We start from the raw sequence: 24,884 nt of genomic DNA on the forward strand, positions 1-24,884 counted from the left end.
CTCACTTCTGCGCGAGAGCAGCCAGGATCCGCGCCCAGGAACGGGTGCCTTTGTGGAAGCTCTTCAGGTCGTATTTCTCGTTTGGCGAATGGATGCGGTCGTCATCCAGTCCGAACCCGACGAAGAGCGTGTCGAGACCGAGCGTGCGCTTGAAATCGCCGCCGACGGGAATCGACCCACCCATGCCGATGATGATCGGATCGGCCTGCCATTCGTCGTGCAGAGCGCCCTTCGCGGCCGTCAGGGCAGGAAAATCGTGAGGCAGCGCCAGGGCGCGGGAGCCCTTGTGATGGATGAACTCAACGGAGCAATCGGCGGGAATGCGCTCACGCACGAAGGCTTCGAAACTGGCGGAGATCTTCGCCGGATCCTGATCGCCCACGAGGCGGAAGGAGATCTTGCAGCGGGCCTCCGCGGCGATGACCGTCTTGGTGCCCTCGCCCGTGTAGCCGCCGATGATGCCGTTCACGTCGCAGGTCGGGCGCGACTGGATCTGCTCGATGAGCATGCGGCCCTTCTCGCCCGCGGAATGCTTGAGGCCGACCTGCCCGAGAAATTCCTCTTCCGTCAGGTTGAGCTTCTTCCATTGCTCCAGCACCTGCGTGGGCGTCTCGGGCACGCCGTCGTAGAAATCCTTGAGGGTGATGCGGCCATTGTCGTCATGGATCGCCGCGATGATCTTGGACAACACATGGATCGGGTTGCGCGCGGCGCCGCCGAACGAACCGGAATGCAGATCGCGATCGGCGCAGCGCACGATCACTTCCTCATACACCATGCCGCGCAGGGAGGACGTCACCGCGGGCGTGTTCTGGTCCCACATGCCGGTGTCGCAGACGAGGGCGACGTCCGCCTTGAGCTCGTCCTTGTTGGCTTCGATGAATTCCGGAAGGAACTTGGACCCGTCCTCCTCCGCGCCCTCGACCAGGAAGGTGATGTCGATGGGCAGGGAACCGGTCACCGCCTTCCAGGCGCGGCAAGCCTCGACGAAGGTCAGAACCTGGCCCTTGTCGTCGGAGGAGCCGCGGGCGCTGATGGCCTTGCGGCCGTCGGGCAGCGTGACGATGCGCGGCTCGAAGGGCGGCCCGTCCCACAGATCGAGCGGATCGACGGGCTGGACGTCGTAATGGCCGTAGAACAGCACGTGCGGCTTCGCCCCGCCCTTGGCATGGCCGACGACGGCCGGATGCCCACCCGTTTCGCGCAAGGACGCTTCGACGCCCATCCCTTTCAGCTCGTCGACAAGCCATTGTCCGGCGGTGCGGCAATGATCCTTGTAGGCCGGGTCGGTGGAAATGGAGGGAATCTTGAGCCACTGGAACAGGCGCTCCAGGGACGTATCGAGGTCGGTGTCGATCTTGGCGAGAACTTGGTCGAGCTGAGACATGGTTTTCCGCTGCATGGTCGAATCGGGCGCGCCACGGTGCGCCTATCGGCGTGACGCGGCAAGGGGGAATGGCAAGAGGGAATGGTCGGAGCGTCCGCGCCGCCACTGTCATTCCGGGGCGCCGCCACCGTCATTCCGGGACGGCCCTGCGGGCCGGGCCCGGAACCCATAAACACGACGCGTTACGAAGTGAGTGCGCGGCGGCCGTCGCGTCTTTTCCGGGAGCGTAAGCGGATATCGGTTCCGGGCTCTCGCCCCGGAGTGACGGGGTTTTACCGTCGCAGCAGCCCGCCCAGCGCTCCGCGCACGATGGCGCGTCCGATGGAGCTGCCCTGGCGGCCGCCGAGGGACTTGCCGATCTCCGACGCGATGGTGCCGACCGTCTGATTGACGACGGTGCGGGTCACCTCGCGGGTGACGCGCTGTCCGACCGTCAGCGATCCCTTGCGCTGCGGTCCGCCGGCGCCGAAGAGACCGCCGAGCATATCGAGGAGCCCGCCTCCGCCTTGAGCAGCCTGAGCTTCAGTTGCTGCCTTTTCGGCACGCTGTGCCAGCAACTCGTAGGCCGATTCGGAATCGATCGACTGCTCGTACTTGCCGCGCAGCACGCTTGCGGTGACGATCTGCTGGCGCTGCGTCACGTCGATGGGGCCGACCTGCGCCATGGGCGGCGCCATCAGGGTCCGCTCCACCATCGACGGTGCGCCCTTTCCTTCAAGGGTCGAGACGAGCGCCTCGCCGACGCCGAGTTCGGTGATGGCCTTCTCCGTGTCGAAGGCCGGGTTCTGCCTGAATGTCTGAGCCGCGACCCGTACGGCCTTCTGCTCGCGGGGCGTATAGGCCCGCAGCGCGTGCTGGACCCGGTTGCCCAGCTGCGCCAGGACCGTCTCCGGAACGTCCGCCGGATTCTGGGTCACGAAATAAACCCCGACTCCCTTGGAGCGAATGAGCCGGACCACCCGCTCCACGGTCTCGATCAGGGGCTTCGGCGCATCGCTGAACAGGAGGTGGGCCTCGTCGAAGAAGAACACGAGCTTCGGCTGATCGAGATCGCCCACCTCGGGCAGTTCCTCGAAAAGCTCGGACATCAGCCACAGGAGGAAGGTGGCGTAGAGGCGCGGATTGGCCATGAGCTTGTCCGCCGCCAGAATGTTGACGATGCCGCGCCCATCCCGATCCGTGCGCATCAGGTCCTTGATGTCGAGGGCCGGCTCGCCGAGGAACTCGTCGCCCTGCTGATTCTCCAGCACGAGAAGCTGGCGCTGGATGGTGCCGACGGTCGCTTTCGAGACGTTGCCGTAGGTGGTCGTCAGTTCCTGCGCCTTATCGGCGATGAGCTGAAGCAACGCCCGCAGATCCTTCAGGTCGAGAAGCAGCAGGCCCTGCTCGTCGGCGATCCTGAACGCGATGTTGAGGACGCCTTCCTGCGTATCGTTGAGGTCGAGCAGGCGCGACAGGAGCAGCGGCCCCATCTCCGAGACGGTCGCGCGGACCCGGTGCCCCTGCTCGCCGAAGAGATCCCAGAAGACCACAGGAAAACGGTCGGCCTTGTAGTCGATTCCGATCTCCGTCGCGCGCTTGACGAAGGCCTCCTTGGCGTTGCCCTGCGCGGCGATGCCCGAAAGGTCGCCCTTGATGTCGGACGCGAAAACCGGAACGCCGGCTTGCGAGAAGCCTTCCGCCAGAACCTGCAACGACACGGTCTTTCCGGTGCCCGTCGCCCCGGTGATCAAACCGTGGCGGTTGGCGAGCGCCAGATCCATGTATTCCGGCTTGGTGCTCTTGCCGATGAAGATCTTGCCGTCCTGAAGCATTGCGGTCCTCCCAATGGCGCTAGTCTAGGGAATCCGTCCTCCGGTTTCCACTGCCGCACGCCTTGATTTCGGAACCGTCCAGCGCGAATTATCCGCACCAACATTCCCCAAGGAGAATCTCATGGAAGAGCTCATCGCCCGCATCACCCAGAAAACGGGCCTCGAAGCCTCCGTCGCCAAGAAGGCCATCGGGCTGATCCTGGCCTATCTTCAGAAGGAGGGGCCGGCGAACGAGGTCAACCAGCTTCTTGCCGCCCTTCCGGGCGCCGAAGAGGCCATTGCCCAGGCGGGCAGCGGTGGCGGCGGTGGGATCATGGGCATGATGGGCTCCCTCGGCGGCGGCGTCATGGCCCTCGGCACCCAGCTCATGGGCGCCGGCGTTTCCATGGGCCAGATGCAGCCCCTCGGCCGCGAACTCTTCGCCTATGGCCGCGAGAAAGCCGGCGAGGACGTGATGGGTCCCATCGTCGGCGCGATCCCCGGATTGTCGCAGTTCGTCTGATGGTCCGTGCCTTCGGGGCCTGCCCACGGCAGGCCCCGAAGGCCTCAGGCGGCAAGCGTCGCCATGTACGAATGCCGGGTTTTGAGGAAAGCCCGAAGGCGCTCCGGATAATCCGCGCCGACCGCGAGCCGGACGCTTTCCCGGTCCCGCAGGGTCTGTCGCCAGGCGCTCACTTTCGGCAGCCCCTTAAAGACGTCAAGCGCCACGAAGCTTTCGAACACATCGAAGTAGCGGAAGACCGGCGCGAAGGCGGCATCGACGATGCTGAACGCAGCTCCGTTGAACAGCGGACCATCGCCGATCGCCTGCTCCAGCCGCGCGAACTTTTGCGCAATGTCGTTTTCCTTGGCGGCGAATGCCGCCGCATTCGGGGCGCTGTAGAGACCGCCGATCTCGTTCAGAACCGCCGACGCGAATTCGACCCATGCCCGGTGCTTCGCCCGTTGCAGCGGATCCTCCGGATGCAGGCGTGGCCCGATGGTTTCGTCGAGATAGTCGCAGATCACGGCGGACTCGAAGAGAATCTCGCCTTCGGTCTTCAACAGCGGCACCTTGCCGAGAGGCGACAAGGCTTTGAACCAATCCGGCCTGTTGCCGAGATCGACATCGGTGCGCAGGAAGGGTGCGCCCTTCTCGCGCAGCACGATGGCGGCGCGCTGGACGTAGGGGCAAAGGGGATGGCTGACGAGTTCGAGGGACGTCATCGGAAACACCTTGGCTATCGGGAGTCAGGCCCGGACTGCCCAAAGGGCCGTCCAGGCCTTTCGCCTCAGGCGGCCTGCTTCAGGAGGCCTTCGGCGGTGAGCGCCGCGCGAACCGCGGGACGGGCGGCGACGCGGTTGAGATAATCCGACAGGTGCGGGAACGGCTTGAGATCCACCTGGAGGAAATTCGCCCAGTTCACGATGGTGAACGCATAAGCATCCGCCACGGTGAAGTGATCGCCCGCGAGGTACGGGCTGCGGCCCAGACGCTCGTCCAATTGGGCAAAGCGTGCGGCCAGCTTCCCGCGCACCGTCTTCCTGGTGCCTTCCTCGGTCTCGGGATGCCAGAGCCAGCTGAAGGTCTTGTGAAGTTCGGTCGCGATGAAGTTCAGCCATTCCTGCACGCGGAACCGCTCCATGGTGCCGGCCGCCGGCAACAACGCGGTGTTTCCCGCCTGCTCCGCGACCCACTGGACGAGAACCGAAGCCTCGGTCAACACATCGCCGGTATCGAGTTCAACGGCAGGAACGTAGTTCTTCGGATTGACGGCGGCGAAATCCGCGCCCGTTTCGAGCTTGTGCTTGGGAAGATCGACCTTCACGAGGTCGATGGGCGTGCCGGCTTCGCGGGCGACGATATGGACGGCGAGCGAGCAGGCTCCGGGGGAATAGTAGAGTTTCATCGAGTCATTCCTTTTAGATCAGGCCGTCGAGGCGGCGCTGAGACAGATCTATCTCTTGCTTCAGCGCACATCCATCAGCTTCTTTGGCAACGCTACTTGCAGGACTGCAAGCGCCGGATTAGGATGAGGCGATGGACGATTGGAATGACCTGCGCCTCGTATTGGCGATTGCCCGCAACGAAAGCCTGACCGGCGCCGCCAGGGATCTGGGGGTCAATCATTCGACCGCCTTCAGGCGCCTCGGGGTGCTGGAGGAAGCGATCGGCGTGCGGTTGTTCGAGCGGCTGCCGGGGGGTGTCTATACGCCGACCCAGGCGGGCGAGCGCATGGCCGCGACGGCGGAGCGCATCGAAACCGAAACCGTTGCTCTCGACCGGGAGATCGTCGGACGCGACCGGAGCCTGACGGGCCGCCTGCGCGTGACCTCCTCGGAAACCCTGGCCTTTCGCATCCTCACGAAACAGATCGCCCGCTTCAGGAGAATCCATCCAGGAATCGTGGTCGAGCTCGTGATCGACAGCCGTCTTCTCAGCCTCTCCCGCCGGGAGGCCGACGTCGCGCTCCGGGTCGCCCGCCCCCGCGAAGGAGACCTGCACGGCCGCAAGCTTTCGGACATTGCCTGGACCCTCTACGGGTCGCGGGACCTTGTCGGGAACGCCGAGCCGGCCGCGGATCTCTCCCGCCTGACCCAATATCCGGTGATCGGTTGGGAAGAGAGCATGACCGGCATCAGCGCCGCCGACTGGATGGCCGAACACGTTCCCTCGCAGGCCTTCGTCTACCGCACCAACAGCATCGTCAACCAGCTCGTCGCCGCGAAGACCGGAATGGGCATCGCGGCCCTGCCCTGTTATCTCGGCGATCCCGAACCCGACCTGATCCGGCTCATCGGCGAGCCCATTCCCGAGCTGACCCGGGAATTGTGGATCGTCACCCATGCGGATCTGCGGCGAACGGCCCGGGTCCGCGCCTTTTTCGAGGTGGTCGGGGAAGGCTTGGCGGCTGAACGCTCGCTCCTCACCGGGCTCTCGCCATCGGCCTGACGAAATGCTCACATGCCCGGATCTTTGGTTCGCGCCGCGAACCCGCTAAAAGGCCCGAACACCTTACTGACGGATGCCATGCCATGGACGATCTCACCCTCGCCGCGGAATTTCCGACCCCCTCCCGGGAACAGTGGCTCCGACTGGTCGAGGGGGTGCTGAAAGGCGCCGACTTCGACAAGAAGCTCGTGTCGCGGACCTATGAAGGGCTCACGATCCAGCCGCTCTATCCCAAGGCGGACGGGGCAGTCCCCATCGTCCGGGCGGAGACGGCCCCGTGGCGCATCTCGCAGAGGGTCGAGCACCCGAATCCCGACGACGCCAACGCACTCGCCCTCGCGGATCTCGAAGGCGGGGCGGATTCGCTGACCCTCGTCACAGCCAAAGCGCCGTCGGCGCGGGGTTTCGGCCTCCGGTCCGGATCCGTCGAGGAGCTCGACCGGGTGCTGACCGGCGTGATGCTCGACCTCATTCATGTCCGCCTCGATGCGGGCGGGCACGGACGGATCGTGGCGAGCCATTTCACGACCTTGGCGGAGCGGCGCGGCCACGCCCTGTCGGAAATCTCAGCCGATCTCGGCCTCGATCCCATCGGCGCCATGGCGGCCTCGGGAATCCTGTCAGCTCCCTGGCCGGTCGTTGCGGGACGGCTCGGGGAAACCCTCGCCGACCTGACCGAGCGTGGCTTCTCGGGGCGAACGGCCCTCGCCGACGGACGCCCGTACCACGAAGCGGGCGCCGGGGAGGCACAGGAACTGGCGGCGGTCCTTGCGACCGGAGTGGCGTATCTGCGCGCGCTGGAAACCTATGGCCATTCCCTCGAAGCGGCCCGCAACGCCCTGTCGTTTCTCCTGGTGGCGGACGCGGATGAATTTTTGACGATCGCCAAGTTCCGGGCGCTCCGCCGCCTGTGGGCGCGCGTCGAGCAGGCCTCGGACCTGACGCCCAAGCCGATCCGGATTCACGCGGAAACCGCATGGCGGATGACCACGCGGCGCGACCCTTGGGTGAACATGCTGCGGGGAACGATCGCGGCCTTTTCGGCGGGCGTCGGCGGCGCGGATTCGATCACCGTCCTGCCGTTTACGGCGGCGCTCGGCCTGCCGGACGCCTTCGCCCGGCGTGTGGCCCGCAACACGCAGCTGATCCTGCTTCATGAATCCAATCTCTGGCGCGTGGCCGATCCGGCTGCGGGCGCGGGCGGATTCGAGGCCCTCACCGATGCCCTGTGCGAGAAGGCATGGGCCGAGTTCCAGGACATCGAGCGGGACGGCGGCATCGTCGAGAGCCTGATGCGCGGCACCGTTCAAGGACGGATCGCCGACACCCAGTCCAAGCGGCAGAAGGCCGTGGCAACTCGCCGGGAGCCGATCACCGGAACGAGCGAATTCCCGAACATGAGCGAAGCGGATGTCACCGTCCTGCTGCCGTTTCCCGAGACGGATGCGGCGGGTGCGCAACCCAACGGCAACCATACTCCGGCCTCGGCGCACGAACCTGTGCGCATCGCGCCGCTCCCATCGATCCGCGCGGCGGAGGCCTTCGAGCGTCTGCGGGACAGATCAGATGCGCTGCTCGCACGCTCGGGAGCGCGCCCCGAGGTGTTCCTCGCCAATTTAGGCCCGCTCGCCGCTTTTACGGCCCGCGCGACCTTTGCGAAGAATTTCTTCGAGGCCGGCGGGATCAAATCCATTTCAACCGATGGATACTCAAGCTTAGATGAATTGAAACGAGCTGCACTGGAAAGCAAAGCAAAGCTTATATGCATCTGTTCATCGGATGAAATCTATAAAGAACATGCAATTGATGCCGCAAGAACCTTGCAAGAGGCAACATCCGGACCCATCTTTCTGGCTGGCCGCCCATCAGAGCTGGAACAGGGCCTGAGAGACGCGGGCGTTATCGATTTCATTTTTGTAGGATGCGATGTCCTCAGGCTTCTCGACAAAGCCCTGGAGCGTGCGGGAGCGTAACGGTCCGGCGGCATCGCACTCATGACCCCGGAGGGATTGTGCATGATTGCCGCCAGACACATGATCGTCGCACTCGGGCTCACAGCCCTGCCGGCCGGGGCCGTCATGGCCGCTTCCGGTTCCACTGCCCATAACGGCACCTGGAGCGTGCAGATGGTCACCGATTCCGGCCTCTGCGAGCACAGCTACAATTACTTGATCGCCATCGAGGACGGGAATGTCCGCTACCTGCTGGCGCCCGGCGACTCGCCGACGACCGTCAAGGGACAGGTGCAACAGAACGGCTCCGTCGATCTCGACATCTATCGCAGCATCGCCAAGGTGGATGCGAACGGTCAGCTCCGGGGCGCGAGCGGGTCGGGCACGTGGAAGCTGAACATGCTCGGCTGCACCGGCCGCTGGACGGCGCAGAAGCGCTCGAATGTCGTCCAGGGCTGACGCAAAGAAACGACCTGGACAAAGCCGCCCTTCGAGGCGGCTTTTTTCTTGCCTTGCTGTCGGATCCACCTTCGGAACCAGCCGCCCGGCGTCCCGTTGTCATCCCTCTTTTTGGTTGGCTCGGGAGTGTCTCATGCACAATGCCCTCGTGCTTGGAGCCGTCGTGGCAGGGCTGGCTTTGCCTGTCGCGGCACAGGCCCAAACGCGCAACTTCGATGGCGCGTGGAGCGTCGAGGTCGTGACGGAGCAAGGCTCCTGCGACCGCGCTTACCGCTACAACATCGTGGTGGAGAACGGCCGCGCCCGCTACGGCGGCCAGGAGAACTTCACCGTCAACGGACAGGTTCGCAGCAACGGGCAGGTCTCCGCCAACATCACGCGGGGTCAGGATCGCGCGGATGTGAGGGGGCGACTCAGCGGCTCGCGGGGCACCGGCACCTGGACCACCGCGGGCGGGCGCACCTGTTCGGGAACCTGGAACGCGGAGAAGCGCGGCTAGGCCGCGCTCGCCCCGTCGTCTCACGATCGCCGGGACCGGCTATTCCATGAGCCGTGAGAGCACCTGGTAAGCCGCGCGCACCCGGGCCTCGTTGGGGTAATATTTGTTGGCGAGCATCACGATGCCGACCTTCCTCTCGGGAACGAAGGCCACATAGGCCCCGAAGCCGCCGGTCGATCCGGTCTTGTTCAGGATCGCATCCGCGCGCGGCGCCATGGGGGGATCGATGGCCGTCGCCGGGTTCGCACTCTGCGACATCTTGGCTGAATTGCCCTGGATCATCTTCTCCAGCTTCGCCGGATAAGGGTATTGCTCCCAGACCAGATCCTGAATCACCTCGCCGGAACGGAAGTATCCGGTGTGCGTCGCCTCCACGGCGCGCGCGATCTTCGGCGGCACCGAGCCGATGCCCATGTTCACCTCGAGGAAGCGGATCATGTCCACGGCGTTCGATTTGACGCCGTAGGCTTCCGTCGCGAGGGGAGCCGGCGTCACACGCACCGGATTGTTCTTGGGGCTGTATCCCCAGGCGTATGATTTCATCTCCTCTGCGGGCACATTGATATAGGTCCGCTTCAGTCCGAGATCGGAGAACAGGCGTCCGGCGAGTGTCGTGAAATCTGCATTCATGGCCTTCGCGGTGGCCATCCCGAGAAGGCCGATGCTTGGATTGGCATAGCTGCGATAAGTACCCGGAACGAATTGCGGATTCCAGGCCCGGTAATAGGCGATGAGCTGCTTGTCGTCCTGAACGTTGTTAGGCAGCTGGAGCGGGAATCCGCCGGCCGTATGCGTCCCCAGATGCAGCAGACGCACGTCGTCGAGGGCGGTGCCCTTCAGTTCGGGCATGTGCTTGCTGACCGTGTCGTTCAGCGACAGCTTCCCTTCGACCTCGGCATAGGTCGCCAGGGTCGCGGTGAACGCCTTGCTGATGGATCCCAGCTCGAAAAGGGTGTCGGATGTGACGGCCGCCTGAGGATCCTTCGAGGCCAAGCCGTATTCGACGAAATAACGCTTGCCGTCGATCGTCACGGCGACGGCCATTCCAGGAATGCCGTAGCGCTCGACGACCGGCTTGATCGCGTCGTCGACGAGCTTGCGTATCTTGGCGTCCTGATCGGCTCCGGCGCCGAACGCGCCGGAGAGGCCACCGAGAGTCGAGGCGAAAAGAGCGGCTGCCAGTTTGGGAGCAAGTTTGGGGGAAAGTCGCGGGGGCAAAGGCACGTCCTCTTCGTTCGGAATATTCGCCGTTTAGGCTTCCCGCGCTCCGCCGACAAGCGACGTTAAATCGGACGAGCCATAAGATAAATTTGGGTATCGCTCAGAAGCCGACGCAGATCGGACAACCGATCCCGTACTCGGGCCGACGCGAAGGCACGGCAGTTTCACGATACAAAATTTCATCAAAGAGGGAGATTTCAACCCGGAGGGCAAAGAAGCGTTCATTTGCGGCGCCCAAGCCGGACGCCTTGAGGGAGGTGATCCATTTTAAGGGGTGGCCCGACATGGACCGCGGTACTAAAATCAAATCCTGTTCTTTGCCCTGGGACCCTTCACCGTTGCACGAGATCATGACCCGCATTCCGGACTTTTCGAGCGTCTCCTGGGCATCCGCGCCCCTGCCGTCATCGCTGAGGCCGAGATCGGAGGAGCCCTGGCTCACTCCCGAGGGGATTTCGGTGAAGGGCGTCTACGGGCAGGCCGATCGGGCCGGAATCGACTTTCTCGATACCTATCCGGGCATCGCGCCTTACCTGCGGGGCCCCTACCCGACCATGTACGTGAACCAGCCCTGGACCGTGCGCCAATATGCGGGCTTCTCGACGGCCGAGGATTCCAACGCCTTCTACCGGCGCAATCTCGCGGCGGGCCAGAAGGGGCTGTCCGTCGCCTTCGATCTTGCCACCCATCGCGGCTATGACTCGGACCATCCGCGCGTCGCCGGAGACGTGGGGATGGCGGGCGTCGCCATCGACTCGATCTACGACATGCGGACCCTGTTCGCCGGCATCCCGCTCGACCAGATGAGCGTGTCGATGACGATGAACGGCGCCGTTCTCCCCGTTCTGGCGCTCTACATCGTCGCGGCGGAGGAACAGGGAGTGCCCGCGTCAAAGCTGTCGGGCACGATCCAGAACGATATCCTGAAGGAATTCATGGTGCGCAACACCTACATCTACCCGCCCAAGGGGTCGATGCGCATCATCTCGGACATCTTCGCCTACACGTCGGCGAACATGCCGAAATTCAACTCCATCTCCATCTCCGGCTACCACATGCAGGAAGCCGGAGCGACGCAGGATCTGGAACTCGCCTATACCCTGGCGGACGGCGTCGAGTACATTCGCGCGGGCCTGGCCGCGGGCCTGACCATCGACCAGTTCGCGCCGCGCCTCTCGTTCTTCTGGGCCGTGGGCATGAACTTCTTCATGGAAGTCGCCAAGATGCGCGCCGGGCGCCTGCTTTGGGCAAAGCTCGTGAAGCAGTTCAATCCGCAGAATGAAAAATCCCTCCCCTTGCGCACCCACTCGCAGACCTCCGGCTGGTCGTTGACCGCGCAGGACGTGTTCAACAACGTGGCGCGCACCTGCATCGAGGCGATGGCAGCAACGCAGGGACACACCCAGTCGCTGCACACCAACGCCCTAGACGAGGCGCTGGCCCTGCCCACCGACTTCTCCGCGCGCATCGCCCGCAACACCCAGCTGTTCCTGCAGCAGGAAAGCGGGACGACCCGGATCATCGATCCCTGGGGCGGCTCCTTCTATGTGGAACGCCTGACGAAGGAGCTGGCGGAAAAGGCCTGGGGGCACATTCAGGAGGTGGAAAGCCTCGGCGGAATGGCGAAGGCCATCGAAGCCGGCATTCCGAAGCTCAAGATCGAGGAAGCCGCCGCCCGGACCCAGGCCCGGATCGATTCCGGCCACCAGGTGATCGTCGGCGTCAACGCGGTCCGCCCGACGGACGAAGCTGTCATCGAGATTCTCAAGGTCGACAACGCCGCCGTGCGGGCCCGCCAGATCGAAAAACTTCGGCGCCTGAAGGCGGAGCGCAGCGCGGCCGATGTGGAAGCCGCGCTCTCGGCCCTGTCGAAAGGCGCCGCATCGGGCGAAGGCAACCTGCTCGATCTCGCCGTGAAGGCGGCGCGGGCCAAGGCGACCGTCGGCGAGATTTCCGACGCGTTGGAAAAGGTCTGGGGTCGTCACCGGGCCGAGATCAAGGCGATCTCCGGCGTCTACAAGCGGGAGGTCGGAATGGAATCGCCGGTGCTGGAAAAGGTGCGCCAGCTCGTGGAGGACTTCGAGGACAACGACGGACGGCGTCCCCGCATCCTCGTCGCGAAAATGGGTCAGGACGGGCACGACCGCGGCCAGAAGGTGATCGCCTCCGCGTTCGCGGATCTCGGTTTCGACGTCGACATCGGGCCGCTCTTCGCCACGCCGTCCGAGGCGGCGCGTCAGGCCGTGGAGAACGACGTCCATATCATCGGTGTCTCGTCCCTCGCGGCCGGGCACCTGACCCTTGTGCCGGAATTGAAAGCCGAACTCGCGAAATACGGCCGCGACGACATCATGATCGTTGTCGGCGGCGTGATCCCGCCCCAAGACTTCGATGCGCTCCACGCGGCCGGCGCCTCCGCGATCTTCCCGCCCGGAACGGTGATCGCCGATGCCGCCGTGAACCTCATCGGCGAACTGAACCGCCGCCTCGGCTATGGGCCGAAGCAGGCGGCGGAGTAGGCCAACAATCCACGGATCTTCCTATTCGAGCTTGATTCCGGCGGTCTTGATGACCTTCTCCCACTTCGCGCCCTCGCTTTGCATGTAAGCGGCCATTTCGGCGGGGGTGCTCTGGAGAACGTCGATGCCGGCGGCCACGAGCTTGTCGCGGATCGCCGCCTGCCCCACGGCCCGACGATACGTTTCGTTGAGCTTGTCGATGATGTCGGCCGGTGTCTTGGCGGGGGCCACGATCCCCTGCCAGGCCCAGGCTTCGAAGCCCGGAAAATCGGCCGCAACGGGAGGCACGCCCGGAAGCCCGGGGAACGGGCCGGGTGATGCAACGGCAATCGCCTTGATCGGCCCGGAGAGCTGCGAGCGCGCGGTCGCGTAGTCGATGAACATCATGCTGATGTTGCCGGCGACGAGGTCCTGAACGGCGGGAGCCGCGCCCCGGTAGGGAACGTGGGTCAGCTTGATGCCCGCTCCTTGCGCAAGCAGCTCGGTTGCCAGATGGAAGGGACTTCCGAGCCCCGGGGTGCCGTAGTTGATCGCGCCCGGAGTTTGCTTCGCGGCGGCAATGAGCTCCTGAACGGAATTCACCTTCAATTTGTCGGTGTTCACCAAGAGCACGAGGGCAAAGCGCCCGCTGAGGGAAATCGGACTGAAGTCCTTGTAGGGATCGAAGGACAGCTTGCTGTAGAGGGACCGATTGGTGGCGAAGGTGGCGGAATCGCCAAGAAGCAGGGTGTAGCCGTCAGGCTCCGCGTGGGCGACGGCGTCCGCTCCCAGATTGGTGCCCGCACCGGCCTTGTTCTCGATGACGAATTGCTGCCCCAGCTGCTTGCCGATCTCCGCGAAGACGAGACGCGCGAAGAAATCCGTTCCGCCACCCGCCGCGTAGGGAACGACCACGCGGACCGGCCGGGTGGGATAGGCCGTCTGCGCCCGTGCGGCCCACGGCGTGAGGGACGAGGCGGCGCAGACCGCCGTCAGGCCGGCCAGGATGTCGCGGCGGGTTCTTCTCATGGTTTCCTCCAAATTCTCTCTTGTTGGAGAGGAACCTAGTCTCGAACCCCTTCGCGGCAAGCGTCCCGGCCGGACCGGCCAGCGGAGAGCACCGTCCCGTCACGTCCGTGACGAGGCCCCGGCGATCTCAGATCTGAGCGAAGATCTCCAGCAGATTCCCGTCGGGATCGCGGAAGAAGAGCGTGCGATGGCCCCAGGGCTGATCCGTCGGCGGAGACACCGGCGTGACGCCCGCGCCGCGCAATGCATCCGCGCAGGCGTCCACGTTCCGCCGTTCGACCTCGAAGGCCAGCTGCAGCGCCGCCGCTCCGCGCGGAACGGCGGGATCGGCTTTGGTGACGTGAGGATGCGCAAGGGCCAGCACGGTCCCGCCGATCCGGTATTCGATCCAGTCGGCCGACAGTTCCCGCGAGACCTTGAAGCGCATCACGTTCTGATAAAAGTCGCGCATGGCTTTCATGTCGCGCGCATAAATGACCGTGTAGTCGATCTGCCGGATCGCGCTGAGCGGATGGTTGTCTGCCGCCGACGGCACATTGCTTCCCGCAAGGGTCGCGGCGGCAGTAGCGCTTGCCAGAAGATCACGTCTCGACATCATGGTTGTCTCCGGTTCAAGAAAGAACCCAGATGTGCCGCATGGACCATGGGCGGAACAGGAGCCTTGTCATGCTAGTATCGGCAGTACCAGTTTCCGCGACCGAGGCCGATCAATCCTATGATCGCCGCCGCGAGCTGGCGGCGTTTCTCAAGCGCAAGCGAGCGCTGCTGTCGCCGGAGGATATGGGCTTTCCTCGCTCGCCCCGCCGGCGGGTCAAGGGACTGCTTCGGGAGGAAGTCGCCCAGCGGGCCGGCGTCAGCCTCACCTGGTACACGTGGCTCGAGCAGGCACGGGAGATCCAGGCCTCCGTGGACCTTGTGGAACGCCTTGCGAAAGCGCTGCTTCTGAATGATGCCGAGCGTCGGCACCTGCGCCTCCTCAGCGATCCCCAGTGGCGCGAGATGGCCGTGACGGAAAGCGCGCCCGCCTCCCTCGCAACTTGGATCCGCGGCCTCGATCCGCAGCCCGCCTACGCGCTCAACGGCCTGTGGAACATCATCGCCTGGAACGAGGCGGCCTGCGCGCTGCTGGGAGACTTCTCCGCCGTGCCCGCGGAGGAAAGAAACCTGATGCGCCTCCTGTTCCTCGATGCGGGATGGCGAAGCCTGTTCGTCGACTGGGATGACATTGCCGCCGCGTCCGTGGCCCAATTCCGGATCGCGGCCGCGCAGGCTCCCCGCCGAGCCGTCCAGCAACTGATCGACACCCTCAGCAGCAATTCCTCGACCTTCGCCCGCCTGTGGGCGGAAGGCGCCGTTGGCGGGCCGGAGATCCGTGTGAAACGGCTCCGGCATCCGCGCCATGGGGCGATCGCGCTGGGCTTTGCCTCGGTGCGCCCGGAGGGATCGGGAGAGGATATCAGCGTCACGATTTACGCGCAGCCGGTTGCGGGTGATGCCACCGAAACCGGCGTGAACCGATCCTAGATGCGCGCTCCCCTTCCTGGGATCAGCGTCCTCAGGATTGCGCGGCGCGAAGGGTCACGGTTGCAATTCCCGCGCCGATCAACAGGCCTCCGCCGATCTTGTTGACGATGCCCATGGCGCGTGGATTGCGCACGGCCTTTCGCGCCCGCGATGCAATCAGCGCGTAGGTGAAGGCATTGGCGAAGGCCAGCACCAAGAACGTCGAGGCGAAGATACCGATCTGCGGGAACAGCGCCGTCCTCGGGTCGATGAACTGCGGCAGGAACGCGACGAAGAACGTGATGCCTTTGGGGTTGAGCGCGGTGACGAGCCAGGCATGGCTCAGCATTTTCATGGACGAGGCCGCATCCGTCCGGGGCTTCGCGTCGAGCGCTCCGCCCGCGCGCCAGAGCTTGACGCCGAGCCAGACGAGATAGGCGGCCCCGGCCCATTTAAGCGCGGTGAACACGGTCGCCGAGGCGGCAAGAAGGGCTCCCAGCCCGAGGAGAGAAACGGTCATCGCCGTAAAGTCTCCCAGCGCCACGCCGACCGCCATGGGCAGCGCCGTACGCCAGCCCTGACCCAGCGCATAGGAGACGACGAGCAGGATCGTCGGTCCTGGAATCACCAGGAGGATGGCAGATGCAGCCGCAAAGGCGAGCCAGTTTTCGAGATTCATAGCGGGATCCCACGACAGGAGAGCAGCAAGCCACAGCTCGGGCGACCTGTCGAGGGGGATATCGCTCGCTTACCGGCGGCCCCGAGAGGCAGCGCTCCGGCTACATCCTTTGGCGCTCGATGGCGCGCTTGATCACCTGCTCCACTTCCTTGTTCGAGAGGAACAGGTCGTGGTTGATGATCCCGCTGCCGAATTCCGAGGCGTCGGCGACGCGCACGCCGAGCGCCTCCAGCCGTTCGCGGTCGGCCGCGCCGGCACGGACGATGCCGCCCGCCAGGCGTCCGGACACGGCGAGAGCCCGGTCGTTGGTGGAGCTGATGACCGTGATCTTCTTCGCATCGGGACCCAGGCGTTCGAGGCCGCGGGCGAAGAGGTCGATGTCGATGTCGGGGGCCGCCATGACGATTGCCCCGATGCGCTCCATGGCGCTGGCGCCGCCGTCGGTGCGCAGCATGCGCAGCGCCTCCAGGGTCAGCAATGTCCCCATGCTGTGGGCCACGATATGGATGCGCCCGCCGCTCGGCGTCTTGGCGATCGCCGCCAGCAGATCTTCCAGGGAATCGCGTGACCACATGGCGGCCTCGCGGTCGGCCACGTAGCTGAAGGTCGATCCCGCGGACGGCCAGGTGAAGAGGCCCGTCACGCCCGAAAACCGGATTCCCTCGGAGAGCTGAATCGTGGATGTGGCGGCCGTATCGAAGCTTTCGCGATAACCATGGATGTAGAGGAGAAGATCGCGTCCGAGGGCCGCCTGGGCAAAGGCGTCCGCCGCGTTGTTGCGCGTCACGTTGTCGACGGATGCGATGCTCCATCCGCCCCGGCCGATCAGCGAGCGGCTCGGGGGCGTCAACCGCGCCTCCGCGAAGATGAGGTCCGGGGAGCGTTCGCTGCTGAACCACGGCTTCTGGATCGGATCGCCCACCGGAAGCCGTGTGGTCGCGACGAGCAGGCGCGGATCCGCCGCGAGTCCAGGGCGCGGCGCGGTTGGCGCGCCTGTCACGACCGTTTCGCCGCCGAGGCAGCCCGAAAGGATCAACGCGACGAAGCCGAGAGCGGATAAGCGGGCGATTCGTGGGAACATGAAACCGTAGCGAACAAGGAATCCGGGCCGCTGTTTTGCCGCGGATGATGGCGAGGGCAAGGCAGCCGCCGGGCCTGCCCCCGAAACTTCGCCGCCATGGTAAACCATTGGTGAACGTCCGGCCTTCGAGAACGCCTTGATGGCACCGGGCCCGGCGCTTATCTTCGCAACAATGATACTGCTCGCCCGCGTCCTCCTTCTCATCCTCGGCCTGTTCTTCTTTCCCCTCGGCGCCCATGCCCTGTGGTGGGTGATGCGCGACGACGTGGCGCCGACCTGGCGCGACGCCGATTGGTCGAGCGCGAAGCTGCTGCCCCAGCCCGCCGCGGCGCCTCAGGCCATCGTGGCGATCTATGCGGCCCGCGTCGGACGCTGGCGCGGAATTTTTGCGCACCACAGCTGGGTCGTCGTGAAGGAGGAAGGGGCCTCCCGCTATACCCGCTTCGACAAGGTCGGATGGGGCAGCCCCGTGCGCACCAACGGCTGGGTCGCCGATGGACGCTGGTTCGGCAATCCGCCGCAGCCGATCGTTTATCTCGAGGGCGAGGCGGCCGCTCGGCTGATCCCGCAGATCCGGCAGGCGGTCGCCAGCTATCCCTATAGCCGCGCGGGCGACTACAACGCCTGGCCGGGGCCGAACTCCAACACCTTCGTGGCCCATGTGATGCGCTCGGTTCCCGAATTGAGCGCCGCGATGCCTCCGACGGCCCTCGGCAAGGATTGGCAGCCGTTCCGCGACATTGTCGGGCTCACGCCGAGCCGCACGGGCTTCCAGATTTCCCTCGGCGGATATGCGGGGCTCTCGGTGGGCTGGGTCGAGGGAATCGAGGTGGACCTGCTCGGCCTCGTCGCCGGGCTCGACCTGCGGCGTCCGGCCATCAAGCTCCCCGGTTGGGGGCGGATCGGCATGGATCCGATCGTCTAGCGCATCGCGGTCCACAACGCGCCGGCAAATCCCTGTCCCCCTTTTCCCGAAAATGCTCTAAGCCTCTCCCATGACCGGGGGCACACCACGCAAGAGCCATGTCACCGCCGAGGCCGTCGCGCGCGGCGATCGCGCCGCGCTCGCGCGCGCCATTACGCTGATGGAATCGCGCCGCGCCGATCACCGGGCCGCGGCGCGGGACCTGCTGCAGGCCCTGATGCCGCGCACCGGCGGCGCCGTCCGGGTCGGCATTACGGGCGTCCCGGGCGTCGGCAAATCCACCACCATCGACACCCTCGGCCATCGCCTCACGGAACAGGGCCACAAGGTGGCGGTGCTGGCGGTCGATCCGAGTTCCACCCGCACGGGCGGCGCCATCCTGGGGGACAAGACGCGCATGGCGCGGCTCGCGGCGGATCCGAATGCCTTCATCCGGCCCTCCCCTTCCTCCGGCACCCTCGGAGGCGTCGCGGCCAAGACGCGCGAGACGATGCTGCTGTGCGAGGCGGCGGGCTTCGACGTGATCCTCGTGGAGACCGTGGGCGTCGGCCAATCGGAGACGGCGGTGGCGGACCTGACCGATTTCTTCCTCGTGCTCATGCTGCCCGGCGCCGGCGACGAACTGCAGGGGATCAAGAAGGGCATTCTCGAACTCGCCGACATGATCGCGGTCAACAAGGCCGATGACGCGGATGCCCGGGCCAAGGCGGCGGCCGCCGAGTATCGCGCGGCGCTTCACATCCTCACCCCGGCCTCCGCAGCATGGACCCCGCCGGTCCTGACGGTGTCCGGCCTCACCGGACAGGGCCTCGACGACCTGTGGACAAAGGTGATCGAGCACCGCAAGCGCCTGGAAGCAACCGGCGAACTGTCCGCCAAGCGCCGGGCTCAGGACGCGAAATGGATGTGGGCCCTCGTCCACGAGCGCCTTTACGACCGCCTGCATCATGACCCGGCCCTGAGGCGCCGGGTGCCGGAAATCGAGAAGCACATCGCCTCGGGCCAGCTTTCGCCGACGGCCGGAGCCGACGAGATCGTCGGGTTGCTGGGCCTGTGACGGTTCTCAGGCCGCGAGATCCCGCGTGACGCGGATGCGGCCGACCTCGAGCCCGTTCCAGTTCTTCAGAACCGGCTGAGCCAGATCCTCGACGACGCCGCGCTCGTTGTCGTCGAGCTTCAGGAACCGCAGAACGAGGGCTGCCATCATGGCCTCGGCGGCACGCGCGCCGCCATCGTCCGCCTTCAGGGCGATGCCGTAGCCGAGTTCGGGAAAGGCCGCGCAGTAAACGCCTTCCGCACCGGCCTTCACAAAGGCCCGTTCTCCCAGGGCCTCCATCAGCTTCGTGTCGAAGCGGCCCGTTCCCGCGACCATGAAAGGATGGCGAGCCACGGCCTTGCGGATCCGGTCCGAGGCCGACTTGCAGCCGGGGGAGATGCCCACGCCGGCACCGAATTTGGCAAACCCGAAGGCGAGCGCCGGCAGCGGAATCGCATAGGTCGGGATGGAGCAGCCGTCGATGCCGCTCACATCCTCCGTATGGGATGCTCCCGTAAGGTCCTCAAGGGCGCTGCGCACGGTCTGCTGGACGTGATGCTGCGCCTTGACATAGCCCTTCGGGTCGTCGCCGAGGCCGCAGGCCAGGCAGATGAACCCGGCATGCTTGCCTGAACAATTGTTATGGAGCTGGGTCGGCTGTTCCCCCGACGCGGCGAGAGCCCGCGCGGCCTCGTCCCGCATGGGCCAATGGACGCCACATTCCAGGCATGTCTCGTTCTGCCCGGCCTTGGCGAGCATGGAGGCGGCAACCCGCGCATGGTCGGGCTCCCCGGAATGGGATGCGCAGGCGAGCGCGATCTCCTCGTCCGTCAGCCCGTACTTGTCCGCGATACCGCTTTCCACGAGGGGAAGGGCCTGGAGAGCCTTGACGGCGGAACGCGGAAACACGCGCCGCTCCACGTCGCCCAGGGTCAGGACGGTCCCGCCCTCCGCGTCGACGACCGCCACGCTGCCCCTGTGTCGCGATTCGACAATATGACCGCGTGAAACCTCGACGAGAAAAGGATTGTCCATGAATGGCCCCGTTTTGAACGGCGGTGTTTTGTCCGTGAGCGGCGCGGATGTCAAAGGAATCCTTGTTTCGAAACACTTTTGCGCACCGCTCAACGCGCTTGCAGCCAAGCCCCTCGACCCGTACAAGCCTCTCGCCCCTTGAACGAGGCGGCGGACATGGATGGGACATCCTTATGCACGTAGCGATGATAGGCTCTGGGTATGTTGGGCTTGTGTCAGGGGCCTGCTTCGCCGATTTCGGGCATGCGGTCTGCTGTGTCGACAAGGATCCGGCCAAGATCGACGCCCTCAATCGCGGCGAAATCCCCATCTTCGAGCCGGGCCTCGCCGAACTCGTCGCCAAGAACGTCCGCGAAGGCCGCCTGACCTTCACCACCGCCCTGCCCGAGGCCGTCGCCCGGGCCGAGGCTGTCTTCATCGCCGTCGGCACGCCTTCCCGCCGCGGCGACGGTCATGCGGACCTGTCCTATGTCCATCAGGCCGCCCGCGAGATCGCCATGGCGATTTCCGGCTATACCGTGGTGGTGACGAAATCCACCGTTCCCGTCGGGACCGGCGACGAGGTCGAGCGCATCATCCGCGAAACCCGGCCCGAGGCTGCCTTCGCGGTGGTGTCCAACCCGGAATTCCTGCGTGAAGGCGCCGCCATCGCCGACTTCAAGCGCCCCGACCGGATCGTGATCGGCACCGAGGACGAGCAGGCCGTCAAGGTGATGACCGAGCTTTATCGCCCGCTCTATCTCAACCAGGCGCCGCTGATCGTCACCTCCCGGCGCACCGCCGAGTTGACCAAATATGCGGCCAACGCGTTCCTGGCCACCAAGATCACCTTCATCAACGAGATTGCCAACCTGTGCGAACAGGTCGGCGCCAACGTGCAGGACGTGGCGCGGGGGATCGGGCTGGACAACCGCATCGGCGCCAAGTTCCTGCATGCGGGACCGGGCTATGGCGGCTCGTGCTTCCCGAAGGACACGCTGGCTCTGATCAAGACGGCGCAGGATTACGAGGCCCCCGTGCGGATCGTGGAAACGGTGGCGGCGGTCAACGACCAGCGCAAGCGGGCGATGGGCCGCAAGGTGATCGCCGCCTGCGGCGGGAGTGTGCGGGGAGAGACCGTGGCGGTGCTGGGACTGACGTTCAAGCCCAATACCGACGACATGCGCGAAGCGCCCTCGATCGACGTGATCCGGACCCTGCAGGATGCCGGGGCACGGGTGCGCGCCTACGATCCGGAGGGGATGGCGGCGGCCCGGGCGGTTCTGGGGGACGTGCATTATGCGCACGACCCTTACGACTGCGCGGCGGGAGCCTCTGCGCTGGTGATCGTGACGGAGTGGGACATGTTCCGGGCGCTGGACCTCGGACGGCTGAAGCAGGTGATGAAGAGCCCGGTGGTGGTGGACCTGCGCAACATCTACCGTCCCGACGACATGACCCAGAACGGCTTCACCTACTCGTCCATCGGGCGGCCGTCCTAGGATCGAGCGCTGTTCGAGGTTCACGCGGGCGCCGTCCCGTGCCATATGACGAAAACGGCGCAAACCTTTCTCATTCCCCTTCGGAGCACCCGATGCAAACCTTCTTCGTCGAGATCAAATGCAAACTCGGGAAGACCTACGAGGTGGCGAGCCAGCTCGCCGACCGGGAAATCGCATCGGAGATTTATTCGACGGCCGGAAACTACGACATCCTGGCCAAATTCCACGTGGACGACGATGTGGACATCGGACACTTCATCGCCAAGAACGTCCAATCCATTTCCGACATTGCCGATACGCACACGATCATCACGTTCAAGGCGTTCTAAGAGACCGTTCTGCCGGTGAGCAGGTGTCTTTTCCGCCTGCACCCTTCAGTTCTGTCCCTGCCGCTACGCTGATCCGACCCATTGCACCTGAGCGCAGGGCATGCATGAGAGCAATCAGGGCGGCCGCTCCGGAACATAGGGCTGCCGCGCCGGTCACCATCGAAAATCCATAACGATCGTAGAACAGGCCGAAGAGTGCGGCACCCACCAATGCGCCGGCATAGGAAATCGCACTGTTGAGCGCCAGAACGGCTACGCGGGCATCCGGCGCGCTGCGGGATAGTTGCAGCACCAGGATGTTGAGGCCGAAATGGTTCGCAAATCCCCACAGAGCCGCAAGAACCATGACGCTGCGAAAATCCGCAACACCCGGAATGAGGGCCACATAAGTCGCAGCGACGATCGTCAGGACCAATGGAAAAAGACGAGCCGCTCCGAACCGGTCGACGAAGCGATCTCCAAACGTGGCAAAGCCGAAGCCCGCTCCGTACGCCAAGACGATGAAGCCTGCTTCCGTAGCGGAGAGGCCGAGAAGTCTGCGCGCATGGTCGCCGATATAGGCATACACCCCATAGAAGGCCGTCATGAAAAGAAGACAGACGGCAAGGAGTGGGACGACGCCGGGGCGGCGTAGCGCATCGCTCAGAGACCCGGTGGAAGCATCGCTTTTCCGGCCTGACGCAATCCGGGCCAACGGAATGGCCGCCAGGACCAGCAATACGGCCAGAACCAAATAGCTGGCGCGCCATGAAAGCGCACTGGCGATCGCAGCCGAGAGTGGCACACCCGCGACCAGGGACAAGGACCAGCCGGTCAGAACCCGTCCCAAGGTTTCGGCACCGCGCCCTGGGGGCGCAATGGCGGTGGCAAGAGCATACGACGCCGGCAGAACGATTCCGCCGGCGGCTCCGGCCAACCCCTGGCTCAGCGCGAGCCAGATCCAGTGAGTTGCGGCCGCACTGCCCACCATGGCCGCGGCCAGAACCAGAAGTCCGAGCGCCAAGGCCCGCTCGGCCCCGATCCTGTCGACATAGCGTCCGAGCGCAAGGGCCGAAACAGCCGTGGCTCCGCCATAGGCCGCATTCGCCCGCGCGACGGCAACAGGCGTCGCTTGAAGGTCATTCGCAACATCGCCGAGGATCGGGCTCAAGGCTAGGGAATTGGAGCCGACAACGGCAACGCCGAGCATGAGGAACCAAGCCAAGGCGGGGGTTGGAGATGAGCGCATCACTTTATCCAATTAGACTAAATCTCACTTTTCCCTAATATGCTTCGGCACGAAAGCGAGTTTTGTGGCATGGATCGAAATACGAATGGCATTCGCCGCCGTAGCACGGCATCGGTTGGAGTCGACGCCGTTGACCGAAAGCTGTTAGGTTTCCTGGCAGAGGACGCGACTCTGTCCTATGCGGAGCTCGGCCGGCGCATGAACCTGTCCCCGCCCGCAGTCCATGAACGGGTGAAGCGTCTGAAGGAAACCGGCGTGATCCGTCGCACCGTTGCGGTGCTCGACCCCGACCTCGTCGGCAAGCCTCTTTTGGCCATCGTGCACGTCGATACGCAAGGGTGGGGCAAAACGCCGGCCATGATGCGCCTCGCGGAGCTGCCGGAGGTTGAGGAAATCCATGCGGTGACGGGGGATACCTGCTTGATCCTGAAGGTCCGCACGGCCGGTCCGGCTGCGCTGGAGGATCTTCTCGCCCATATCTATGCGGTGCCGGGTGTTCGAGGGACGCGCAGCTATATCGCCCTGCGAACCCACCTTGAGCGCGGCACGGCCGCCGCTATCGGTCTCGATGGCCGCGATCCCGTAACCGTGCCGATGCCGGCTCAGGAGAGCGCCGCCTCCGCTGGTCTCACTGAGTGAGCGCGTTGGCCTCGAAGGTCCGCTCGACCGTCCGCTGCTGCTGCGGAGGAGAGATTTCGGCGAGAAGCGGGCCGATATCCTCATAGCGGTCCATGCGCCGAACGATCTTGGAATCGATGCGGTTGTAGAGTTCCGCAACGCTGACGGCGCGGCGCTTGCGCCCTCGCCCATCCATGAACAATCCCGCATTCGCCTTCGCGGCGGCGGGGAAGAGCTTGGCGGCCTTCGTGTTGGGATCCTTGTCGAGGGTCTCGAGGAAGCGGACGGCGCTGCTCGCACCGAGGAAATGCGCGAGATAGAGCTCGGCCTCCGCTAGCTCACGCTCTCCCTGCGCCTGGAGCGCCTGCTCCACATCCTTGATCAGTTCCCCGGCCATGAGGCCCGAGAAATAAGGATCGCAGCGTAGGCTGAGGATCCACCCCTTGTCCTTCTCGTCGACGACCGGCTCGCCGTCGACGATGCGGATGGCCTTCGCGGCGGCGGCGAAGCCGTAATCGGCCGCATGGGCGTAGACCGTCTCGAGCCAGGTGCGGTCGATGAACTGGAACAGGCCCTCGGCCGAGGAGGTCGGAGCCTTGGCTTCGGGAGAAAGGCTCGATTCCACGTCGGCCAGCGTCATCATGTAGACCGGGTCGACCCCGGTGACCCGTGCGGCCTTGAGGATCGAATGCACGAGCCAGCGCGGCGCGCTCCGGCCGCTGAACGGGATCATCTCGTCCGGATTGCCGCGCTCGACGGCGGCTTCGGCCTCGCTCGGCGCCGATCGCATGCTCGGAAACGCTTCTTCGAGAATCGAGCGGAACAGGCCTGGAACCGTGCCCAATTGCGGCGAGAAAGCGGCGGCCTGGACCAGGGGCGATTCCATGGAGGGGAACGGCCTCGCCATGACAGCGCTCGGCAGCGTCGCAACGGCCGCAGGACCCGCGGAGAGGATCTGAATCCCGGCGAACAGACCGGCGGCCAGGAGGGCATGGAACGAGCGACGGCCCTGTCGCTTATATGCTTGAGACGCATTCCGGACGGAATGCGGAGCAGCGCCTTGCGGCGTTCTCACATCGGTCGGCATATTTTTTTCCCGCACGGCCCTACCGGACGGTAGGACCTTCCCTTGTGTCATTCTGGGACAAGGGTTGGCCGGGAGATGTGTCGATAATCGG

General features: G+C 65.0%; 25 protein-coding genes. 12 read left to right on the plus strand and 13 right to left on the minus strand.

What is annotated here, in order from left to right; translation table 11 throughout:
• Position 1 precedes the first annotated feature (1 nt).
• Together LJD17_RS06085 and LJD17_RS06090 are read right to left on the minus strand one after the other, a co-directional pair.
• The gene (locus LJD17_RS06085) at positions 2-1,387 is read right to left on the minus strand and encodes a M20/M25/M40 family metallo-hydrolase (protein ID WP_227383660.1); all 1,386 of its coding nucleotides are present in this window, start codon (positions 1,385-1,387) and stop codon (positions 2-4) included.
• Positions 1,388-1,659: 272 nt separating this feature from the next.
• Entirely contained in the window at positions 1,660-3,201 is a 1,542-nt protein-coding gene (locus tag LJD17_RS06090; protein ID WP_227383260.1) for a helicase HerA-like domain-containing protein, read from the minus strand.
• A gap of 121 nt (positions 3,202-3,322) precedes the next feature.
• On the opposite strand from LJD17_RS06090, the gene LJD17_RS06095 reads away from it, so the two are divergent.
• Positions 3,323-3,703: a DUF2267 domain-containing protein gene (locus tag LJD17_RS06095; protein WP_227383261.1), complete on the plus strand. Its 381-nt coding sequence runs from the start codon at positions 3,323-3,325 to the stop codon at positions 3,701-3,703.
• Between the two features lie 44 nt (positions 3,704-3,747).
• On the opposite strand, the gene LJD17_RS06100 is transcribed toward LJD17_RS06095, so the two are convergent.
• Both LJD17_RS06100 and gstA read right to left on the minus strand, forming a co-directional pair.
• The gene (locus LJD17_RS06100) at positions 3,748-4,407 is read right to left on the minus strand and encodes a glutathione S-transferase family protein (protein ID WP_227383262.1); all 660 of its coding nucleotides are present in this window, start codon (positions 4,405-4,407) and stop codon (positions 3,748-3,750) included.
• 65 nt (positions 4,408-4,472) lie between these two features.
• The gene (gene gstA / locus LJD17_RS06105; protein ID WP_227383263.1) at positions 4,473-5,090 is read right to left on the minus strand and encodes a glutathione transferase GstA; all 618 of its coding nucleotides are present in this window, start codon (positions 5,088-5,090) and stop codon (positions 4,473-4,475) included.
• A 131-nt stretch (positions 5,091-5,221) separates the two neighbouring features.
• Between gstA and LJD17_RS06110 the strand changes: the two genes are divergently transcribed.
• The 4 genes from LJD17_RS06110 to LJD17_RS06125 all read left to right on the plus strand — a co-directional run bounded on the left by LJD17_RS06110 (position 5,222) and on the right by LJD17_RS06125 (position 9,043).
• A complete protein-coding gene (locus LJD17_RS06110; RefSeq protein WP_227383264.1) occupies positions 5,222-6,133 on the plus strand; it encodes a LysR family transcriptional regulator in 912 nt (303 codons plus the stop codon).
• Positions 6,134-6,216: 83 nt separating this feature from the next.
• Positions 6,217-8,106, plus strand: coding sequence for a methylmalonyl-CoA mutase family protein (locus tag LJD17_RS06115; protein ID WP_227383265.1), 1,890 nt, complete (start codon positions 6,217-6,219; stop codon positions 8,104-8,106).
• Between the two features lie 42 nt (positions 8,107-8,148).
• Complete coding sequence (locus LJD17_RS06120; RefSeq protein ID WP_227383266.1) at positions 8,149-8,544, plus strand: hypothetical protein; 396 nt, start codon at positions 8,149-8,151, stop codon at positions 8,542-8,544.
• A 133-nt stretch (positions 8,545-8,677) separates the two neighbouring features.
• Positions 8,678-9,043: a hypothetical protein gene (locus LJD17_RS06125; protein WP_227383267.1), complete on the plus strand. Its 366-nt coding sequence runs from the start codon at positions 8,678-8,680 to the stop codon at positions 9,041-9,043.
• Positions 9,044-9,082: 39 nt separating this feature from the next.
• Here LJD17_RS06125 and ampC read toward each other — a convergent pair whose 3' ends face one another.
• Both ampC and LJD17_RS06135 read right to left on the minus strand, forming a co-directional pair.
• Entirely contained in the window at positions 9,083-10,261 is a 1,179-nt protein-coding gene (ampC, locus tag LJD17_RS06130; protein ID WP_264478304.1) for a class C beta-lactamase, read from the minus strand.
• A 103-nt stretch (positions 10,262-10,364) separates the two neighbouring features.
• Positions 10,365-10,706: a hypothetical protein gene (locus tag LJD17_RS06135; protein ID WP_227383683.1), complete on the minus strand. Its 342-nt coding sequence runs from the start codon at positions 10,704-10,706 to the stop codon at positions 10,365-10,367.
• Between LJD17_RS06135 and scpA the strand changes: the two genes are divergently transcribed.
• Entirely contained in the window at positions 10,615-12,783 is a 2,169-nt protein-coding gene (gene scpA, locus LJD17_RS06140; RefSeq protein ID WP_227383269.1) for a methylmalonyl-CoA mutase, read from the plus strand. The genes LJD17_RS06135 and scpA overlap by 92 nt on opposite strands.
• A gap of 21 nt (positions 12,784-12,804) precedes the next feature.
• Here scpA and LJD17_RS06145 read toward each other — a convergent pair whose 3' ends face one another.
• A complete protein-coding gene (locus LJD17_RS06145) occupies positions 12,805-13,791 on the minus strand; it encodes a Bug family tripartite tricarboxylate transporter substrate binding protein (protein ID WP_227383270.1) in 987 nt (328 codons plus the stop codon).
• A 127-nt stretch (positions 13,792-13,918) separates the two neighbouring features.
• Entirely contained in the window at positions 13,919-14,389 is a 471-nt protein-coding gene (locus tag LJD17_RS06150) for a VOC family protein (protein ID WP_227383271.1), read from the minus strand.
• Between the two features lie 68 nt (positions 14,390-14,457).
• Between LJD17_RS06150 and LJD17_RS06155 the strand changes: the two genes are divergently transcribed.
• Positions 14,458-15,315, plus strand: a complete 858-nt coding sequence (locus tag LJD17_RS06155; RefSeq protein ID WP_227383272.1) for a helix-turn-helix transcriptional regulator — start codon at positions 14,458-14,460, stop codon at positions 15,313-15,315.
• A gap of 31 nt (positions 15,316-15,346) precedes the next feature.
• Here LJD17_RS06155 and LJD17_RS06160 read toward each other — a convergent pair whose 3' ends face one another.
• Both LJD17_RS06160 and LJD17_RS06165 read right to left on the minus strand, forming a co-directional pair.
• Positions 15,347-15,973 carry a LysE family translocator gene (locus LJD17_RS06160; protein ID WP_227383273.1) on the minus strand — a complete coding sequence of 209 codons (627 nt, stop codon included), beginning with the start codon at positions 15,971-15,973 and terminating at the stop codon, positions 15,347-15,349.
• A gap of 100 nt (positions 15,974-16,073) precedes the next feature.
• Complete coding sequence (locus LJD17_RS06165; RefSeq protein ID WP_227383274.1) at positions 16,074-17,054, minus strand: alpha/beta hydrolase; 981 nt, start codon at positions 17,052-17,054, stop codon at positions 16,074-16,076.
• Between the two features lie 139 nt (positions 17,055-17,193).
• Between LJD17_RS06165 and LJD17_RS06170 the strand changes: the two genes are divergently transcribed.
• Positions 17,194-17,979 carry a DUF3750 domain-containing protein gene (locus LJD17_RS06170; protein ID WP_227383275.1) on the plus strand — a complete coding sequence of 262 codons (786 nt, stop codon included), beginning with the start codon at positions 17,194-17,196 and terminating at the stop codon, positions 17,977-17,979.
• Positions 17,980-18,049: 70 nt separating this feature from the next.
• Positions 18,050-19,036, plus strand: a complete 987-nt coding sequence (gene meaB / locus LJD17_RS06175; protein ID WP_227383276.1) for a methylmalonyl Co-A mutase-associated GTPase MeaB — start codon at positions 18,050-18,052, stop codon at positions 19,034-19,036.
• A gap of 6 nt (positions 19,037-19,042) precedes the next feature.
• On the opposite strand, the gene LJD17_RS06180 is transcribed toward meaB, so the two are convergent.
• On the minus strand, positions 19,043-20,050 hold the full coding sequence (locus LJD17_RS06180) for an asparaginase (RefSeq protein ID WP_227383277.1): 1,008 nt from the start codon (positions 20,048-20,050) through the stop codon (positions 19,043-19,045).
• Between the two features lie 173 nt (positions 20,051-20,223).
• On the opposite strand from LJD17_RS06180, the gene LJD17_RS06185 reads away from it, so the two are divergent.
• Together LJD17_RS06185 and LJD17_RS06190 are read left to right on the plus strand one after the other, a co-directional pair.
• Positions 20,224-21,531, plus strand: a complete 1,308-nt coding sequence (locus LJD17_RS06185; RefSeq protein WP_227383278.1) for a UDP-glucose dehydrogenase family protein — start codon at positions 20,224-20,226, stop codon at positions 21,529-21,531.
• A gap of 92 nt (positions 21,532-21,623) precedes the next feature.
• Entirely contained in the window at positions 21,624-21,860 is a 237-nt protein-coding gene (locus LJD17_RS06190) for an Lrp/AsnC ligand binding domain-containing protein (RefSeq protein WP_227383279.1), read from the plus strand.
• Here the strand turns inward: LJD17_RS06190 and LJD17_RS06195 are convergent.
• The gene (locus LJD17_RS06195) at positions 21,847-23,088 is read right to left on the minus strand and encodes an MFS transporter (protein ID WP_227383280.1); all 1,242 of its coding nucleotides are present in this window, start codon (positions 23,086-23,088) and stop codon (positions 21,847-21,849) included. The two genes, LJD17_RS06190 and LJD17_RS06195, sit on opposite strands and share 14 nt — an antisense overlap.
• Positions 23,089-23,157: 69 nt before the next feature.
• Between LJD17_RS06195 and LJD17_RS06200 the strand changes: the two genes are divergently transcribed.
• Positions 23,158-23,727 carry an Lrp/AsnC family transcriptional regulator gene (locus tag LJD17_RS06200; RefSeq protein WP_227383281.1) on the plus strand — a complete coding sequence of 190 codons (570 nt, stop codon included), beginning with the start codon at positions 23,158-23,160 and terminating at the stop codon, positions 23,725-23,727.
• On the opposite strand, the gene LJD17_RS06205 is transcribed toward LJD17_RS06200, so the two are convergent.
• The gene (locus LJD17_RS06205; RefSeq protein ID WP_227383282.1) at positions 23,717-24,793 is read right to left on the minus strand and encodes a transglycosylase SLT domain-containing protein; all 1,077 of its coding nucleotides are present in this window, start codon (positions 24,791-24,793) and stop codon (positions 23,717-23,719) included. The two genes, LJD17_RS06200 and LJD17_RS06205, sit on opposite strands and share 11 nt — an antisense overlap.
• Between the last annotated feature and the right edge of the window lie 91 nt (positions 24,794-24,884).

Source organism: Microvirga rosea (assembly GCF_020595095.1).
Taxonomy (GTDB): Bacteria; Pseudomonadota; Alphaproteobacteria; order Rhizobiales; family Beijerinckiaceae; genus Microvirga; species Microvirga rosea.

What these genes read in the sequence shown, in the direction of transcription:
- LJD17_RS06155 (WP_227383272.1), top strand. Translation starts at nt 14,458, where the DNA reads ATGCTAGTATCGGCAGTACCAGTTTCCGCGACCGAGGCCGATCAATCC.
- LJD17_RS06165 (WP_227383274.1), bottom strand. Translation starts at nt 17,054, where the DNA reads ATGTTCCCACGAATCGCCCGCTTATCCGCTCTCGGCTTCGTCGCGTTG.
- LJD17_RS06180 (WP_227383277.1), bottom strand. Translation starts at nt 20,050, where the DNA reads ATGGACAATCCTTTTCTCGTCGAGGTTTCACGCGGTCATATTGTCGAA.
- LJD17_RS06150 (WP_227383271.1), bottom strand. Translation starts at nt 14,389, where the DNA reads ATGATGTCGAGACGTGATCTTCTGGCAAGCGCTACTGCCGCCGCGACC.
- LJD17_RS06100 (WP_227383262.1), bottom strand. Translation starts at nt 4,407, where the DNA reads ATGACGTCCCTCGAACTCGTCAGCCATCCCCTTTGCCCCTACGTCCAG.
- LJD17_RS06200 (WP_227383281.1), top strand. Translation starts at nt 23,158, where the DNA reads ATGGATCGAAATACGAATGGCATTCGCCGCCGTAGCACGGCATCGGTT.
- LJD17_RS06110 (WP_227383264.1), top strand. Translation starts at nt 5,222, where the DNA reads ATGGACGATTGGAATGACCTGCGCCTCGTATTGGCGATTGCCCGCAAC.
- LJD17_RS06125 (WP_227383267.1), top strand. Translation starts at nt 8,678, where the DNA reads ATGCACAATGCCCTCGTGCTTGGAGCCGTCGTGGCAGGGCTGGCTTTG.
- scpA (WP_227383269.1), top strand. Translation starts at nt 10,615, where the DNA reads ATGACCCGCATTCCGGACTTTTCGAGCGTCTCCTGGGCATCCGCGCCC.
- LJD17_RS06085 (WP_227383660.1), bottom strand. Translation starts at nt 1,387, where the DNA reads ATGTCTCAGCTCGACCAAGTTCTCGCCAAGATCGACACCGACCTCGAT.
- LJD17_RS06120 (WP_227383266.1), top strand. Translation starts at nt 8,149, where the DNA reads ATGATTGCCGCCAGACACATGATCGTCGCACTCGGGCTCACAGCCCTG.
- LJD17_RS06095 (WP_227383261.1), top strand. Translation starts at nt 3,323, where the DNA reads ATGGAAGAGCTCATCGCCCGCATCACCCAGAAAACGGGCCTCGAAGCC.
- LJD17_RS06160 (WP_227383273.1), bottom strand. Translation starts at nt 15,973, where the DNA reads ATGAATCTCGAAAACTGGCTCGCCTTTGCGGCTGCATCTGCCATCCTC.
- LJD17_RS06205 (WP_227383282.1), bottom strand. Translation starts at nt 24,793, where the DNA reads ATGCCGACCGATGTGAGAACGCCGCAAGGCGCTGCTCCGCATTCCGTC.
- LJD17_RS06115 (WP_227383265.1), top strand. Translation starts at nt 6,217, where the DNA reads ATGGACGATCTCACCCTCGCCGCGGAATTTCCGACCCCCTCCCGGGAA.
- meaB (WP_227383276.1), top strand. Translation starts at nt 18,050, where the DNA reads ATGACCGGGGGCACACCACGCAAGAGCCATGTCACCGCCGAGGCCGTC.
- LJD17_RS06170 (WP_227383275.1), top strand. Translation starts at nt 17,194, where the DNA reads ATGGCACCGGGCCCGGCGCTTATCTTCGCAACAATGATACTGCTCGCC.
- gstA (WP_227383263.1), bottom strand. Translation starts at nt 5,090, where the DNA reads ATGAAACTCTACTATTCCCCCGGAGCCTGCTCGCTCGCCGTCCATATC.
- LJD17_RS06190 (WP_227383279.1), top strand. Translation starts at nt 21,624, where the DNA reads ATGCAAACCTTCTTCGTCGAGATCAAATGCAAACTCGGGAAGACCTAC.
- LJD17_RS06185 (WP_227383278.1), top strand. Translation starts at nt 20,224, where the DNA reads ATGCACGTAGCGATGATAGGCTCTGGGTATGTTGGGCTTGTGTCAGGG.
- LJD17_RS06090 (WP_227383260.1), bottom strand. Translation starts at nt 3,201, where the DNA reads ATGCTTCAGGACGGCAAGATCTTCATCGGCAAGAGCACCAAGCCGGAA.
- LJD17_RS06145 (WP_227383270.1), bottom strand. Translation starts at nt 13,791, where the DNA reads ATGAGAAGAACCCGCCGCGACATCCTGGCCGGCCTGACGGCGGTCTGC.
- LJD17_RS06195 (WP_227383280.1), bottom strand. Translation starts at nt 23,088, where the DNA reads ATGCGCTCATCTCCAACCCCCGCCTTGGCTTGGTTCCTCATGCTCGGC.